Below are 15,217 nucleotides of genomic sequence, written 5' to 3'. Positions count from 1 at the left end.
CTCCGCTAACTAGCGGAGGCTGCCCCTTGTTCATCCACCGAATCCATAAATTGCTTCAACTTCTGATGAATGTCCGCGCTCGTGCGGCATTCCATCAGCTGCGGCAGCAACAGGCGGCTGTCTTTCTGCGAAGTGCAGAGCAGCCGCTCTTTTACTTGGAGAATGGAATGGGAAGACATGCTGATCTCATCCACATCCAGGCTCAGCCAGATCGGCAAGGCACGCAAATCGCCTGCCAGCTCGCCGCAAACCCCCACTTTAATCCCGTTTCTTTTGGCTGCCTCTACCGTCTGTTTCAGCATTCTTAGCACCGCCGGATGGAACGGCTCATACAAATAGCTGATCTCCTCGTTCATCCGGTCAACCGCCAGCGTAAATTGAACCAAATCATTGGTTCCAATACTGAAGAAATCAACCTCCTGGGCAAGCAGGTCCGCCAGCATAACGGCCGCGGGAACTTCAATCATAATGCCCACATGGATTCGAGCATCAAAAGGATGTCCTTCTTGCTCCAGCTCCTGCTTCGCTTCTTCCAGCACTTGATTGGCGGCTCTAACTTCCTCAACCGATGAAATTAGCGGATACATCACCTTCACTTGTCCGTAACTGCTTGCACGCAGAATAGCTCTAAGCTGGGTCTTGAACAAATCTTTACGGTCCAGCGAGATCCGGATCGCTCTATAACCAAGAAATGGATTATCTTCTTCCGGAATATTGAAATAATCAAGTTGCTTATCCCCGCCGATATCAAGCGTCCGGATTATAAGCGGTTCTCCCGCCAGCTTTTCCGCAACATTCTTATACACTTCGAATTGCTCTTCTTCCTTCGGAAACCGGTTCCGGTCCATATAAAGAAACTCCGTCCGGAACAAGCCCACGCCATGGGCTCCGCTAGACAACGCCACATCAAGTTCCTTAAGAGAACTTATATTCGCGGCAAGCCCAAGCACCTTGCCGTCCGGGGTTACCGACTGAATGTCGGCTATTACGTTCAGCCTTTGTCTGTCCTCCGCCTGGCGGTTCTGAAGTTCACTGTAGTGATCGATCAAGGAATCATTAGGATCAAGGAACAAAAGGCCTTCCGTACCGTCTATGATCAGCGTTTGCCCTGTCTGAATCGGCTCTTCCAGCTTGCTCTCCACTCCAACAACAAGCGGCACGCCCAAAGCCCGGGCCATAATAGCGGAATGGGATGTTGAGCTGCCCGCCAACGTTACAATGCCCAGCACGTTATTCGGATTAATATGGGCAAGCTGGGAAGGAGAAAGTTCTCTTGCGATAAGAATAAAAGGCTGGGTATCCGATGGCAGCGTAATTTCCGGCGCCCCAAGCAAATGTTTGAGCAGTCGGTTGCCGACATCCTTAATATCAAGAGCGCGTTCCTTCATGTACTCGTCATCAAGCAAATCAAACATCGTTACAAAATGGTCAATGGCTTCTTTTACAGCAACCTCCGCCGCTTTATACTGACGCTGGATGATGCCCTGGATTTCATTCATGAAGACCGGATCGTCCAAAATCGCCAGATGAGCGTCAAAAATTTGCGTCTCGTCCGCGCCGACCACTTCTCTCAGTTCGTCTTTGATTTGCTCAATCTCGTGTTTGGATGTGCGAATCCCTTCATAGACCCGTTCAAACTCACGGGCAAAATCAGCTACATCCACAGGTTGCTCAGGAAATTCCCACTCCCAGTTCGGGAGCACAAACGATTTCCCGATCGCAATGCCCGCCGAAGCTCCAATTCCTTGTATCATGGTCTTTCCCCTCCACCATTTCTCTCTTTAAGTACAACCGACAATACCGAAGACTGCCCCTTCTTCACTGCTTTGAATGGTGCAAACCTCCAAGAATGAACAAGATCCGAATTCGTAATGACCATTGGCGTGGCAAGAGACTTGCTTTCCTTGCGCACGCGCTGCAGATCAAAGCGAATTAGCATATCGCCTGGCATCACTTCTTGCCCTTCCTGTACCACCGCTTTGAAATACTGTTTCCCCGTTAGTTTGGACGTGTCGATTCCGACGTGAAGCAGAACTTCCAAACCTTCCTGCGTACGCAAACCTACCGCATGCATCGTTGGATACACAATGATAACCGTGCCTTTTACCGGCGACACAAGTTCCCCTTTGTCCGGAATAAACGCAACGCCTTGTCCGACCAACTTCCCTGCAAATATCGGATCCGGAACATCCTCTAATGGAATCATCCGGCCTTGAACCGGCGAGCTGAAGAGCACTTGCTCCTGATCCCGCTCAATGGCTTTCAGCATTTCAGCTCTGATCAGCTCCGAATAAGTGCCGAATACGACCTGAACATTGCCGCCGCCAAGTCTAAGAACACCAGCAGCGCCAAGATTTCTTAACGCGTTGTTGTCCAGCAGCTTCTCGTTGGCTACTTTTAACCTGAGCCTTGTAATACAGGATTCCATCTGAACGATGTTGTCTTTGCCGCCAATCGCTTGCAAGATTAGGGGAGCGCGGTAAGGAATATCTCCGGCCCATTCATCCAGCTGCGAACCTTCCTCGCGTCCCGGAGTCGGAATGCGGAAACGGTTAATGACCCAGCGGAACAAGACGTAATAAACAACGCCAACCACGATACCAATCGGAATAAGCAGCCAGCCTCTGGTCGCCAGATGTTCATTAATAATGTAATCGATGACTCCTCCGGAAAAAGAGAAGCCATGCCGAATCCCAAGCTCATAAGTGATCCACATAATGATGCCGGAGAGCAACGCATGCACGACAAACAAATAAGGCGCAACAAACAAGAAGGCAAACTCCACCGGCTCCGTAACGCCTGTCAGAAACGAAGCAAGCGAAGCGTATAGAAACGTTTTCCGGATTTTCGGCTTCAAATCTTCCCTAGCCTCGTGAATAATGGCGAACGCAATCGCCGGCAAAGCAAACATCACGATCGGGTACATGCCGGCCATAAACGCCCCTGCTGTCGGATCTCCGGCGAAAAACCGCGGCAAATCGCCATATACCATCGTTCCGTCAGCGGTCTCATAGCCACCCACCTGGAACCAGAACACATGGCTGAGCAAGTGATGCAAGCCAAAGACCACAAGAATCCGGTATAGAAACCCGAACAAAAACACGCCAAAGCCGCCGCCGGAAGCGACGATATCACCAAGTCCCTCCAGCATTCGCTGGATTAAAGGGGCGACGCCGATCATCGCCATCGACAGGATGACCGTTACAACGCTGACGAATAAAGGCACAAATCGCGGCCCACCGAAAAACTGTATGTATTCCGGTAATCGCAAGTTCTTAAAACGTTCGTAACTGAAACCGGATATCATACCTATTATCGAGCCTACAAACACGGTTGGTTCAATCTGCGCATCGGCCGTTCCGGTTACTCCGACATAAATAACCATGCCCGCAAGCGCAGCCATACCGGCTGCTAGCGCATTGCCAGTAAGACCTAGCGATACGCCAAGCGCAAAAATATAAGGCAGGAAGGTAAAAATCGCATGGCCTGCCGCCTGCAAATAATCGGCCGTATCCGGAATGCCAAGAAGATCCCAAGGCAGCTGGCTTAGGAATAAAAAGATTGCCGCAGCCGGTAGTACGATCATAGGCAGCATAAACGCGCGTCCAAGCTGCTGAAACCTTCCTAGAAAATTCACTTTGTCACCTCCTGAAAAGAATTAGCGCGTTCTTTGCGATAATTCTTACTTCGTAAGCATGGACTTAAAGAATTGCAAAGCAATTCTTACTTCGTAAGCATCGTAATCTCTATATCGATGGTACGGTGTTCATGCTTTTTTGTCAAAGCAAAGACGGGCCAGATGGCCCGCCATTGTAAAAGGTATAACGTAAAGACACTGTTTATGACGTTTGCTTCCCGCTTGGCAGCAGATTGGAATCCTCTACCTTAATGCATCGGTCCATAATTACTCGAAGTCGGCCTTCTGCCGCAATTTTGGCCGCTTCATCATTAGCGATGCCTAATTGCAGCCATAAAGCTTTCGCTCCGATCGCTACTGCTTCCTCGGCAATCGGCGGCGTATGCTCGGGACGGCGGAATACATTAACGATGTCCACCGGCTCTGGAATATCCGCTAAGCTTGCGTAACTTTTTTCGCCAAGGATCGTCTCTGCCCCGGGGTTTACCGGAATAATGCGGTAGCCCTTCTTCTGCATCGCTTCCGATACCATATAAGACACTCGGTCCGGTTTGTCGGACAAACCAACTACGGCAATCGTATGGCTTGCCAGCAGGATTTCCTTAATCTCATCTCGGGTCGGATTCTCAAATGCCATAATCAGCGCCTCGCTTTCATCCTTTTTCCTTTATTCTACCCATTCCACGTTAGCGCCTAACGCTTTCAAATGATCGAAATAAATCGGATAAGATTTAGCAACATGATGCGCGTCGCGGATCCGGATCGGATTTTTGGCGCGCAGTCCAACTACGGTAAGCGCCATAATGACACGATGGTCATAATGCGCATTAATTTCCACGCCGCCTTCCACGCCTTCCGGACGGCCGTGAACAATAATTTCCGCTTGGCGTTCTTCCACGTTTGCGCCTGCTTTGCGCAGTTCGTTCAGGTAATCCGTAATCCGGTCGCATTCTTTGTATCTAAGATTCTCAACATCATAGAACCGCGACGTGCCTTCAGCGAATACAGCCGCAGCAACCATAGCGAGTACCGCATCCGTAGCTTTATCGCCGTCGAACTCGACAGCCTTAAGCTTGCCGTTGCCCTTCACGTGCACAATGCCGTTCTCATGCGTCATAGGCACTTCCATCATGCGAAGCACGTCAACTACGGCGCGTTCGCCTTGTTTGCTGTTCTCTTCCAGACGGTGTACGATAACATCCGAATTGGTTACGGCAGCTGCTGCGAGAATAGCCGCGGAGCCCGGATAATCGCCTTGAACAACATAATTCTTCGCTGCGTACTTCTGGTTGCCCGGCACGCGGTAATGCATCAGGTCTTCGCTTGCATGGATGACGATACCCGCCTGCTCCAGCACTTCAAGCGTTTGTCCAACGACAACTTTGGATTTCAGGTCATGAAGCACTTCAATCTCGCTGTCTTCCTCAAGCAGCGGAGTAAGGAACAGAAGCGCGCTTAAGAATTGCGAGCTAACATTGCCGGACACTTGAATTTTGCCGCCTTTTGGCGCTCCGCCTTGAATGCGGATCGGCAGCTTGCCTTCATTATGTTCAATCTTTACGCCCATTTGGCCAAGCGCATCGATCAGATCGTTATGTGGACGTTTGCCAAGCGAATCCGGGTAACGGTTAATAAACGTTACATCCGGGCACAGCGAAGCAATCGCCATGAGGAAGCGAAGAACGGCGCCGGCGTTGCCTACATCCAGTTGATCCACTGCTTTCGGATTTCTGCCAAAACCGGTAATGACGATTTTCTCGTCATCTTCTTCTACAATCGCTCCCAAATCGCGAATACAACGGCGCATCGCGTCACTGTCTTCGCTATGAGCAGGATAGTAGATCGTGCTTGTCCCCTCTGCAAGCGCGGCAACTAGCAGGTAGCGAGTCGTATAGTTTTTAGAGGAAAGCGCTTGAATTTCCCCTTGAAGTGTTGGAGTAGGTGTAACGATAACATCCATTGTGCAGCATTTCTCCTTCTCGTATAGGTTAGGGTTGCTAGGGCATGCTGATTATTTCTGCAAAGCTTGTATGATCATATCTGCCGCGTCCTGCGGCGATAATGACGTCGTATCCAGTCTGAGATGCGCAAAATCATACGCATGTTTGCGCTGCTCCATGATCCGGTGAACGTTCCCCGCAATATCCCCTTGTAACAGCGGGCGGGACGTATCGGCTTTTACTCGTTCAATAATATGCCCGGCATCTGCCGTAAGAGCGACAACAAAACCATGCTTTAGCATAGCTTCGCGGTTTTGCTCCATTAGAACGCAACCGCCGCCTGTCGCGATAATCGAACGCTCCTCCGACTCCAGCAGCGAGACGAGCACTTTGCTCTCAATGTTGCGGAATCCGGACTCGCCATGCGTATCGAACAACACGGAAATGGTTCCTTCCGTCTCTTCGATCACTTCATCCGAATCATATCGGGACCAGCCCAGCTGCTCCGCAAGCAATCGGCTGACGGTTGACTTGCCTGTCCCCATAAAGCCTACCAATATAATTTTGCTTATGCGCTGTTCCAATGCAAGAACTCCCCTGTTTGTCATTTCACGGTTAACGGCCTCACAACATCATATCATTTTTTCTCAGGAATAGGGTATAAAAATGTTGCATATGCCGTATGGATGATACTGATGCTTATATCACAAATAGGAGTGAAGATGGCATGACCAGTGAATCGAATTTGCATGCTTCCCACCCAACGAGCGCTAGAATCGATCGAATCTTAAGCCCTGATCACCCGTTATGCCGCGAAGACGTGATTTGGATGCTGGAATACATTAAAAAAAAGGTGGCTGACGAGGACCCTGCATTAAGGAGCCTTTCGCAGCCACGCTTATTAAGAAACTTTCATTATTTCGCCGAAGCTTCCATGTTGCTCATTCGGCGCAAGCATTACTCCGATCAGGAAGCAAGTCGCCTGCGCCAATGTCTCATTGAAGCCTCATACGGACTAAAATAATTGATCCGGATTAGGAATTCATCCAGTTGTGGTGGAACGAACCTTCTTTGTCCACGCGTTTGAACGTGTGTGCGCCGAAGTAGTCGCGTTGCGCTTGAAGCAAGTTCGCAGGCAGACGCTCTGTGCGGTAGCTGTCGAAGTACGACAGAGCGCTTGCGAATGCAGGCACTGGAACGCCGTTTGCTACTGCTGTGCCAACCACTTCGCGCCATGCGCCTTGGTACGACTCAACGATGCCTTGGAAGTAAGGATCAAGAAGCAGGTTGCGAAGGTTAGCGTCGCGGTCGTAAGCGTCTTTGATGTTTTGCAGGAAGCGTGCACGGATGATGCAGCCGCCGCGGAAGATCATAGCGATATCGCCGTAACGAAGGTTCCAATCATACTCTTCGGATGCTGCGCGCATTTGAGCGAAGCCTTGTGCGTACGAGCAGATTTTCGAAGCGAACAGCGCTTTGCGAACGGATTCGATGAATGCTGCTTTGTCGCCTTGGAAAGGTTTTTTCTCAGGACCGTTCAGAACTTTGCTAGCTGCGATACGCTCTTCTTTCATAGCGGACAGGAAGCGAGTAAATACGGATTCTGTGATGATCGACAGTGGCACGCCAAGGTCAAGGGAGCTTTGGCTTGTCCATTTGCCTGTGCCTTTTTGGCCGGCGGAGTCAAGGATCACGTCAACCATAGGCTTGCCAGTCTCAGCATCGTATTTGGAGAAGATGTCAGCAGTGATCTCGATCAGGTAGGAGTCGAGTTCGCCTTTGTTCCACTCCGTGAAGATGCTGTGAAGCTCTTCAGCGTTCAGGTCAAGCGTGTTTTTCAGCAGGTCATAAGCTTCGCAGATGAGCTGCATGTCGCCGTACTCGATACCGTTGTGAACCATTTTTACATAATGGCCGGCACCGTCTGGACCGATATATGTGCAGCAAGCGTCGTCGCCGACTTTTGCCGAGATTGCAGTAAGGATAGGCTCAACCAGCTTGTACGCGGATTCTTGGCCGCCAGGCATGATCGAAGGACCTTTCAGCGCGCCTTCTTCGCCGCCGGATACGCCGGTACCGATGAAGCGGATGCCTTGCTCTTCAAGAGCTTTGCTGCGGCGAACCGTATCAGGGAAGTATGCGTTGCCGCCGTCGATGATGATGTCGCCTTTGTCCAGATGAGGAACAAGCGCGTCGATTGTTGCGTCAGTACCTGCGCCAGCTTGTACCATGATCAGGATTTTGCGCGGGGATTCGAGCGATTGCACGAATTCTTCAACCGTATAAGCAGGAACAAGGTTTTTGCCTGCGGATTCTTTGATCAACTCGTCTGTTTTCTCGCGGGAACGGTTGTAAACCGATACTGTGAAGCCTCTGCTCTCAATGTTCAGGGCAAGGTTTTTACCCATGACTGCAAGGCCGATAACGCCGATTTGCTGTTTTGCCATTTGGTTCTTCCATCCTTTTTTTTATAATATGTTGGTCTTCAATAGTCTTATATTACTCCTTTTGCAAGGAGATGAAAACCATTTGCGCGGAATTTGTCGCTAATCTCTCATTAGATTTCCTGACCGCTTTAGAAAGTTTACCTTATATTGCGAAGAAATGCTAACCAGAAAAAGCAAAAAACGAACCCATTTCGTGATTCATAAAGAATCAATCCATGGATTCGCATTTTTAAGGGTTATTTTTTTATATCAAGAGCTCTAAAGTTCGAGTTGCAGCATCTCCGAACGGAGCAACGCAAGCTTTTCCTTCGACTCTGCGATGGCTTCTTCATTATTCTCCTGCAGCGCGTCATACAATACGGTCAGTTCGTAATCCAGCTCATAACGCAGCACCACTGCGCGTTCCTCGGCGCGTTTCGATTGAAAAGCCTTAATCATTTCCTCTATTGTTACGAATGGCTTCTTTTGATAAATGATCCGATGTTCCATTCCGGACACCTCCACAAGTCGTATTATTTCACCAAACATGATGTTCTCAATGACGATCTGACGATCTTTGATCCGCTTGACTATCGCATGCCCACGTGTGTCATTAATAAGCTTTTCAAGCAACTCCGACAGCTTCTCGTCCTTAATGGTGTAATCCCCAACGATCTTGTAACGGTTTTTCATCCGCTGAAACCTTAATTTTACGAGCTTACGACCTGTACGAATAGAAATGAGGAACTGCCCCTCCGTCTCGCTCCAATACAAGGAGTACCCTTCCTGAATGAGATCACGGATGAGGTTCTGGATTTGCCGGCGGTCAAAACGCAGCTCCAAATTACAATATTCGACTTCGTAGCTCTTATTCACGGCAATCCCTCCTTTCAAGCATTTGACGAAATAGTCTGACAATTTGTTCTTACCTCTATCTTATACTCCATCTTATGTTCTGGCAACTTGGATTATTGACTAATTTTAAAGTATTGCTCGCCTATTTCGAAAAAAAAATGGTCAAGCCGTCCAATTGGCCGACCTGACCGCCCTCCAAAAGCTATTTGGAACGGTAAAAGTTTGTGATTGCGGCCAGTACCTCTTCCGAAGATAACTGCTGCGCTTCCTTCTCGTGCCGGTATTTCAGCTCCAGCACACCTTCCGCCGCCTGTCTTCCGACCACGATCCGAACCGGAATGCCAATGAGATCCGAGTCCTTGAACTTGACTCCCGCACGCTCGTCCCGGTCATCCAGCAATACCTCAATCCCTGCCGCAATCAGGCTGCCGTAAAGCTCGGCGGCTGCTTTCATTTGCGTCTCGTCTTTGGCGGACACAGGTACGATATGAACTTGGTAAGGGGCAAGTTCCAGCGGCCATCTAATCCCCTGCTCATCATAATGCTGCTCTACAACGGCGGACATGACTCTCGATATGCCGATTCCGTAACAGCCCATGATGATTGGTTTGTCTACCCCTTCTGCATCCAGAAAGGAGGCGTTCATCGCTTCGCTGTATTTCGTGCCGAGTTTGAACACTTGCCCAACCTCGATCCCCCGGTACATTTGGAGCTGGCCTTCCGTGCAATTCGGACAACCATCTCCCGGGACGGCATTTCGTATATCCCCGAGCAAAGCAATTTGGAAATGGATGCCTACGCGGACATTCTTCCAATGAAAATCCGTTTCGTTCGCCCCTGCCAAGCCAGATTGCACTTGGGCAGCGGCATAATCCACGATAACCGGAATTGAGAGTCCGATTGGACCGGCAAAGCCAAGCTTTGCGCCCGTCAACTGCTCCGCCGTTGCCTGGTCAACCAGCTCCAGCTCACTTGCCTTGAGCAAACCGGCTAGTTTGATCTCGTTGACTTCATGGTCTCCGCGGACAACAACGGCAACCGGCTTGCCGTCAGCCTGGAATAGCAACGTCTTCAATATATGATCGGACGGAATGTTCAGCGATTGAACGAGCTCTTCTATTTTCCTCGCGTTTGGCGTATAGATTTTTTCCAGCTCCGCGATATCCGAAGTTTCGTTTTGTAAAGGCAGTTCTACAAATCTGTAACTGGCTTTCTCCAGATTGGCCGCGTACTGACAATGCGTACATGCTGCAATTGTATCTTCCCCAATATCCGCCAGCGCCATGAATTCATGAGTGCCGCCCTCTCCGCCGATCGTCCCCGCATCCGCTTCTACCGGACGGAAGCGTAAGCCGCAGCGCGAGAAAATCCGGTGATACGCTTCATACATCTTGTCGTAACTGGTATTGAGCCCCTCCCACGATTCATCAAAGGAATAGGCATCCTTCATCAAAAACTCTCTGCCTCTAAGAAGCCCGTACCGAGGCCGTTTCTCGTCCCTGAATTTCGTCTGGATCTGATACAAGGTGGAAGGAAGCTGCCGGTAGGAGTTGATTTCTCCGCGCATGAGATCCGTAATAACTTCCTCATGCGTAGGCCCGAGCGCAAATTCACGGTCATGTCTATCTCTTAGCCGGACAAGCTCGGGACCGTATCGTTCGTAACGGCCCGACTGGCGCCATAGATCCGCCGGCTGCATCGCCGGCATCCAAATTTCCTGCGCGCCGGTCTTGTCCATTTCTTCCCGGATAATCGTCTCCAGCCTTCGCAGCACGCGCCGTCCAAGCGGCAGATACGTATAAATCCCGGCCGCAAGTTGCCGGATTAATCCCGCCCGTAGCATAAGCTGATGGCTTACGGCTTCCGCTTCTGACGGCGCTTCGCGCAAGGTTGGTAATAATAGTTGACTTTGACGCATAGGTTCTCACTCCTGACTTATGTGAAAAAAAAGAGCACATTCGCAAGGGACGAATGTGCTCGTGGTACCACCCTTAATTAGCCGAATAGTTGATCTACTGCCATCGGCTCTTAACTGATAACGGGAATAGATCCCGGCAACCGGCTGGCAATACAATAAGCAGCCGCTGCAGCTCCCAAGGCAGGATGATGAAGTAAGCGATCATAGAAGCCTTGCAGCCGAGGGCTCCCTCTCTGGAATGAACGTATGCTTAGGAAATCGACCTCGTTCAATGCTGTTTGAATATTTAGATAACTTTATAACAAGTGGACATATCCCGTCAATAGATGTTTGAATAGGAACAAATGTGCTATAATCAACCTTACTATTATCGATTATTACCTGTGAGGAGAGAAAATATAGATGACAACTACGACAACCGGCTTTACCGGCTTTGAACAAAAGGACTTTGATACCTTTCTAATTGACGGCCTGGAACAGCGGATGACCGCTATCGAGGAAAGAATCCGTCCGAAATTCCGCTATCTGGGCGAAAAATTGACGGGCGATATCGCCGTGCAGGCAGGCGATGAAATGTTCCTGCACATTGCCAAACACGCGCGCCGCACCGTTAATCCGCCAAAAGACACTTGGCTAGCCATCTGCAACAATAAACGCGGTTACAAAGCACATCCGCATTTCCAAATGGGATTGTTTGACGACCACCTGTTTTTGTGGTTTGCCCTTATTTATGAAGCGCCCAACAAATCGAAAATCGCTTCAACCTATTTGGAACATCTGGACGAGGTCATTGCTGCCGTCCCTTCCGATTATGTGCTGTCCCTTGACCATATGAAGAAAGAATCCAAGCCGGTCAGCGACATGAACAGGCAGGATTGGACCAACGCTTTGACCCGCCTGCGCGACGTGCAAAAAGCCGAGCTGCTGATCGGCCGCCACCTTCCCGCCGGCGACCCGCTGCTTCAGGATGGAGACGCGCTGTACAAGCTGGCTCAGGACACCTACGAAACGTTGATGCCTTTGTATCGTTTGGCTGCTACTGTTTAGGAAGATCAGGTTAATAAGGCACACTACGCATGAAATGTTCTTCCGATCGCCATTGCTCGTGGATTCCTTCGATTAGATTGTACATGGAGGGAATCCACTCACAAAAGCGACCACTGCGTTTCTCCAGAATCATTTCATGCTTCGTTTGCCGATTAACCTTAAACAGAAGCAAAAAACGATTCAAAGGCTGGAGAAGACCAAAAAGCTGTGCGGATGAAAGTCCGCACAGCTTTTTTTGATTGAATTTATTAGACCGCTGAAACCGTTTTGGCAGCTTGCGCTTTCGCACGGCGCTGTTTGCGGGAAGCGCGGAAGAACATCAATTCGTACATGCAAGGGACCACGATCAGAGTCAGAAGAGTCGCTGCGGCCAGGCCGCCAATTACGACGATCGCAAGGCTCTGCGATACGATACTGCCCGATTCGCTTGAACCAAATACGAGCGGCAGCATCGCGCAGATTGTTGCCACGGCTGTCATGATGATTGGACGCATACGCGTTGTCGCAGCTTCCACCAGCGCATCGCGGATCGGCATCGTTTCTTCATTTTGCTTCACTCGGTCGATCAATACGATAGCATTGGTGACAACGATACCTATGAGCATGAGAGCTCCAAACATCGCCGTAAAGTCAGGCGTTACGCCCGAGACCATCAGACCCACAATCGCGCCGATGGCTGCAAGCGGCAAGGAGAACATGATGGCAAGCGGAGCTCGCAACGTTTTGAACGTGAGCACCATGATCAAGTATACAATGCCGATGGAGATCAGAGCCGTCATGCCAATGTCCGCGAAGTCGCTTGCTTGATCGGCAGACGCGCCGCCAACCGAAAGCTCAACGCCGTCCGGTAGCGTCAATTTATCCGCGGCTTTCTGAATGTCTTTGCCCACGACCGACAACTTCTCCGAGTCGGCTTCTGCCGTAATCCGGACATAGACTTTACCTTCTTTGTGGTAGTACAAGCTTGGCTCTTCGGTACGAACCAGCTTCGCAACGCTCGATACCGGCACGGCACCGGACTCGGTAGCAATCGTTAACTTATTAAGATCAGCTTCCGTTGCGGGATTAACGACCGGCTGCATGACAACTGCCGTATCACGGCCATTTACCTGAATGTTGCCAAGCGGAACCGGGTTCAGAATGCTCTGGAGCTGCATCGATACGTCTTGGCCATTAGCCTTCGCAGGATCAACCTGGAACGTATACACCGGTTTCTTCTCTTCCTGGTTGCTTTGAACTTTCAGAACGCCTTCAATCGGTTTGATGCTGGCCATCAGTTGATCGGCAGTTTGCGTTAGCTTCTCCGGATCATCGCCGGTAATATCGACGAATACTTGCGAACCTCCGCCGCCCATCATCAAATCCGTTGCGTTAACGGACAATTCGGCATCGGTAAAGTTCGTTTTTTGTTGCTTCACTTCATTCATGAACAACTCGGCGTCTACGCCTTTTTTCAAATCAATCATATAAGTGACAAGCGTTGGCGATGAAACGCCGCCGTATTGCGCGTTGTCCGAGCTGTTCCCCAGCTGCATGATGACCCATTCCACGTTTTTGTTATCTTTCAGATACGTTTCTAGTTGGGTTCCGCCCTGCTCTACCTTCTCTGCAGGCGTATCGCTAGGATATTGCAGGGAAACGTTCAAGTTCTCCGCACTGGAGGAATCGAGTGCGCCTTTGGGCATCATCACGTATGCGCCAATCGAGCCTACAAACAGGAGCAAAGCAATGACAAGCGTAATCCATTTGTGCTGCAGGTTCCAACGAATAAACGAAGAGAATTTCTCGGAACTTTTATGCGGCTTTTCTTTGGTGCCCCGCAGCAGAATCGAGCTAAGCAGCGGTACAACGGTTAGAGCGACAAGCAACGAGGACAGCAGCGAGTATGCAACCGTCAGCGCGAATGGCAACAAGAACGCCTGCAGGGAGCCGCGAAGCAAGCCCATTGGCAGGAATACGGCTACCGTAACGAGCGTGGACGAAGTAATCGCCGTTGCCACTTCCTTCGTAGCGCCCGTAATAACCGCGACAGAGAAAGGTTCCTTTTGCAGTTTGCGATAGATGTTCTCGATGACAACGATACTGTCGTCAACAAGACGGCCAACCGCTACGGCCACGCCGCCAAGCGTGATGATGTTAAGCGTTACCCCTGACAGATCCAGAAGATAGAGCGTAATGCCAAGCGACAATGGTATCGATACGATCGTTACGATGGTTGCCCGGAAATTACGCATGAAGAGCAAGATGACAATGGTGGCGAACAATGCGCCCAACAGTACTTCACGAAGCATGCTGTCGACCGAATGTACAACCGTTTCTGCCGTGCTTAATAGAACAACGGCTTCGACGCCTTTTACATCCTTGTTCAACCGTTCAACGGTTTTCTCGATATTTTTGCCCGTGGATACGGCATTGGCGTTAGCGGATTTCGAGATGGTGAACAAAATCGCGTCCTTCCCGTTCATCCGGCTGATGCTTTCTTGGTCTTTGGATTCTTCGACGATTGCAACATCGGATAATTTCACGCCAGGGGCAACCGTAAGATTGCGGAGCGTATCGATGCTCGTAATCTCGTCATAAACGTTAATATTGCCTGCCGCGCCGTCTACGTTGCGTTCGCCGATCGAAGCCGAAACGCCGCGTCCTTGAAGCACGCCGAGCAGCGACTGCACGGGGAGACCTTTTTGCGCGAGCTTGCTAGTGTCGGGAGTAATATGAACCGTCGGCGTAGTTTTGCCGTTTACGCTTATTTGTCCCGCGCCTTCGGATTTCTGCAATTCCGTGTTCACAAGCTTGATTTTTGCTTCCTTCTCCTGTTCGCTTAAGCCTTCGTCAAAGGTTAAGACAATCCAAGATATCGGAATCATCGACGTATTGAACTGAACGACAAACGGCTTCATTACGCCTTGAGGCAGCTGCACCTGATCGACTGAACGCTCAATCTCGGCTTTTGCTTCCTTCATATTCGTATTTGAATCGAAATTGACATTGACTTGAGCATATCCGTTCCCTGAGGTTGAGAACATGTCTGTTTTCCCTTTGGTGAACATAACCGCTTCTTCAAGCGGGTTTGTTACTTGCTGCTCCATGGATTTGGCATCGATGCCTGGTCCGATCACGGTAACCATAACTTGCGGATTATCCGCTTCCGGCAGAAACTCCATTGGCAGCTTCAAGTAGCTGATGACCCCAACCGTCAAAGACATGATGACGATCAGGATAACGGCCGCCTTGTTGCGGAACGACCATTCGGTTAACTTGTTCATTACGATTACTCCTTCTCCCTATTCGGAATTCTCTTTTTTGTGTATTTGACAGTACTAAGCATACCTGCATCCAAAATAATGTAAAAACGTCTCGAGGCGGTTCTTTGCTCTCGCCCCAAGTCGGAGGG

At 50.0% G+C, this 15,217-nt stretch carries 11 protein-coding genes; 2 read left to right on the top strand and 9 right to left on the bottom strand.

Features of this window, described 5'->3' with window-relative positions:
• Window positions 1-5 precede the first annotated feature (5 nt).
• The 5 genes from ptsP to QQK89_RS13510 form a co-directional block, all read right to left on the bottom strand.
• The gene (ptsP, locus tag QQK89_RS13530; protein WP_284239093.1) at window positions 6-1,754 is read right to left on the bottom strand and encodes a phosphoenolpyruvate--protein phosphotransferase; all 1,749 of its coding nucleotides are present in this window, start codon (window positions 1,752-1,754) and stop codon (window positions 6-8) included.
• Window positions 1,751-3,637 (bottom strand): glucose PTS transporter subunit IIA, encoded by a 1,887-nt coding sequence (locus tag QQK89_RS13525; RefSeq protein ID WP_284239092.1) that lies wholly within the window; start codon window positions 3,635-3,637, stop codon window positions 1,751-1,753. Before QQK89_RS13525 ends, ptsP begins: the two co-directional genes overlap by 4 nt.
• A gap of 202 nt (window positions 3,638-3,839) precedes the next feature.
• Window positions 3,840-4,274 (bottom strand): CoA-binding protein, encoded by a 435-nt coding sequence (locus QQK89_RS13520; protein ID WP_284239091.1) that lies wholly within the window; start codon window positions 4,272-4,274, stop codon window positions 3,840-3,842.
• Between the two features lie 30 nt (window positions 4,275-4,304).
• Complete coding sequence (gene aroA / locus QQK89_RS13515) at window positions 4,305-5,597, bottom strand: 3-phosphoshikimate 1-carboxyvinyltransferase (protein ID WP_284239090.1); 1,293 nt, start codon at window positions 5,595-5,597, stop codon at window positions 4,305-4,307.
• A 51-nt stretch (window positions 5,598-5,648) separates the two neighbouring features.
• The gene (locus QQK89_RS13510; RefSeq protein WP_284239089.1) at window positions 5,649-6,161 is read right to left on the bottom strand and encodes a shikimate kinase; all 513 of its coding nucleotides are present in this window, start codon (window positions 6,159-6,161) and stop codon (window positions 5,649-5,651) included.
• Window positions 6,162-6,304: 143 nt separating this feature from the next.
• On the opposite strand from QQK89_RS13510, the gene QQK89_RS13505 reads away from it, so the two are divergent.
• Complete coding sequence (locus QQK89_RS13505) at window positions 6,305-6,601, top strand: hypothetical protein (RefSeq protein WP_284239088.1); 297 nt, start codon at window positions 6,305-6,307, stop codon at window positions 6,599-6,601.
• A 10-nt stretch (window positions 6,602-6,611) separates the two neighbouring features.
• On the opposite strand, the gene gndA is transcribed toward QQK89_RS13505, so the two are convergent.
• The 3 genes from gndA to QQK89_RS13490 form a co-directional block, all read right to left on the bottom strand.
• Window positions 6,612-8,024 (bottom strand): NADP-dependent phosphogluconate dehydrogenase, encoded by a 1,413-nt coding sequence (gndA, locus tag QQK89_RS13500; RefSeq protein WP_284239087.1) that lies wholly within the window; start codon window positions 8,022-8,024, stop codon window positions 6,612-6,614.
• A gap of 258 nt (window positions 8,025-8,282) precedes the next feature.
• Window positions 8,283-8,879, bottom strand: a complete 597-nt coding sequence (locus QQK89_RS13495) for a hypothetical protein (protein WP_015845381.1) — start codon at window positions 8,877-8,879, stop codon at window positions 8,283-8,285.
• A gap of 181 nt (window positions 8,880-9,060) precedes the next feature.
• Window positions 9,061-10,776, bottom strand: a complete 1,716-nt coding sequence (locus QQK89_RS13490; RefSeq protein WP_284239086.1) for a proline--tRNA ligase — start codon at window positions 10,774-10,776, stop codon at window positions 9,061-9,063.
• A 402-nt stretch (window positions 10,777-11,178) separates the two neighbouring features.
• On the opposite strand from QQK89_RS13490, the gene QQK89_RS13485 reads away from it, so the two are divergent.
• Window positions 11,179-11,823 carry a DUF1054 domain-containing protein gene (locus QQK89_RS13485; protein ID WP_284239085.1) on the top strand — a complete coding sequence of 215 codons (645 nt, stop codon included), beginning with the start codon at window positions 11,179-11,181 and terminating at the stop codon, window positions 11,821-11,823.
• A 248-nt stretch (window positions 11,824-12,071) separates the two neighbouring features.
• Here QQK89_RS13485 and QQK89_RS13480 read toward each other — a convergent pair whose 3' ends face one another.
• Window positions 12,072-15,089, bottom strand: a complete 3,018-nt coding sequence (locus QQK89_RS13480) for an efflux RND transporter permease subunit (RefSeq protein ID WP_284239084.1) — start codon at window positions 15,087-15,089, stop codon at window positions 12,072-12,074.
• Window positions 15,090-15,217 lie beyond the last annotated feature (128 nt).

This window comes from Paenibacillus glycanilyticus, from assembly GCF_030161375.1.
GTDB classification, from domain to species: Bacteria; Bacillota; Bacilli; order Paenibacillales; family Paenibacillaceae; genus Pristimantibacillus; species Pristimantibacillus glycanilyticus_B.
The sequence above is the reverse complement of the archived record's forward strand: the minus strand, read 5'-3'. Positions and strand labels throughout refer to the sequence as shown.

Bases quoted from the DNA above. Each gene is read 5' to 3' on its own strand.
- ptsP (WP_284239093.1), bottom strand. From the start codon at position 1,754: ATGATACAAGGAATTGGAGCTTCGGCGGGCATTGCGATCGGGAAATCG.
- QQK89_RS13520 (WP_284239091.1), bottom strand. From the start codon at position 4,274: ATGGCATTTGAGAATCCGACCCGAGATGAGATTAAGGAAATCCTGCTG.
- aroA (WP_284239090.1), bottom strand. From the start codon at position 5,597: ATGGATGTTATCGTTACACCTACTCCAACACTTCAAGGGGAAATTCAA.
- QQK89_RS13505 (WP_284239088.1), top strand. From the start codon at position 6,305: ATGACCAGTGAATCGAATTTGCATGCTTCCCACCCAACGAGCGCTAGA.
- gndA (WP_284239087.1), bottom strand. From the start codon at position 8,024: ATGGCAAAACAGCAAATCGGCGTTATCGGCCTTGCAGTCATGGGTAAA.
- QQK89_RS13490 (WP_284239086.1), bottom strand. From the start codon at position 10,776: ATGCGTCAAAGTCAACTATTATTACCAACCTTGCGCGAAGCGCCGTCA.
- QQK89_RS13485 (WP_284239085.1), top strand. From the start codon at position 11,179: ATGACAACTACGACAACCGGCTTTACCGGCTTTGAACAAAAGGACTTT.
- QQK89_RS13480 (WP_284239084.1), bottom strand. From the start codon at position 15,089: ATGAACAAGTTAACCGAATGGTCGTTCCGCAACAAGGCGGCCGTTATC.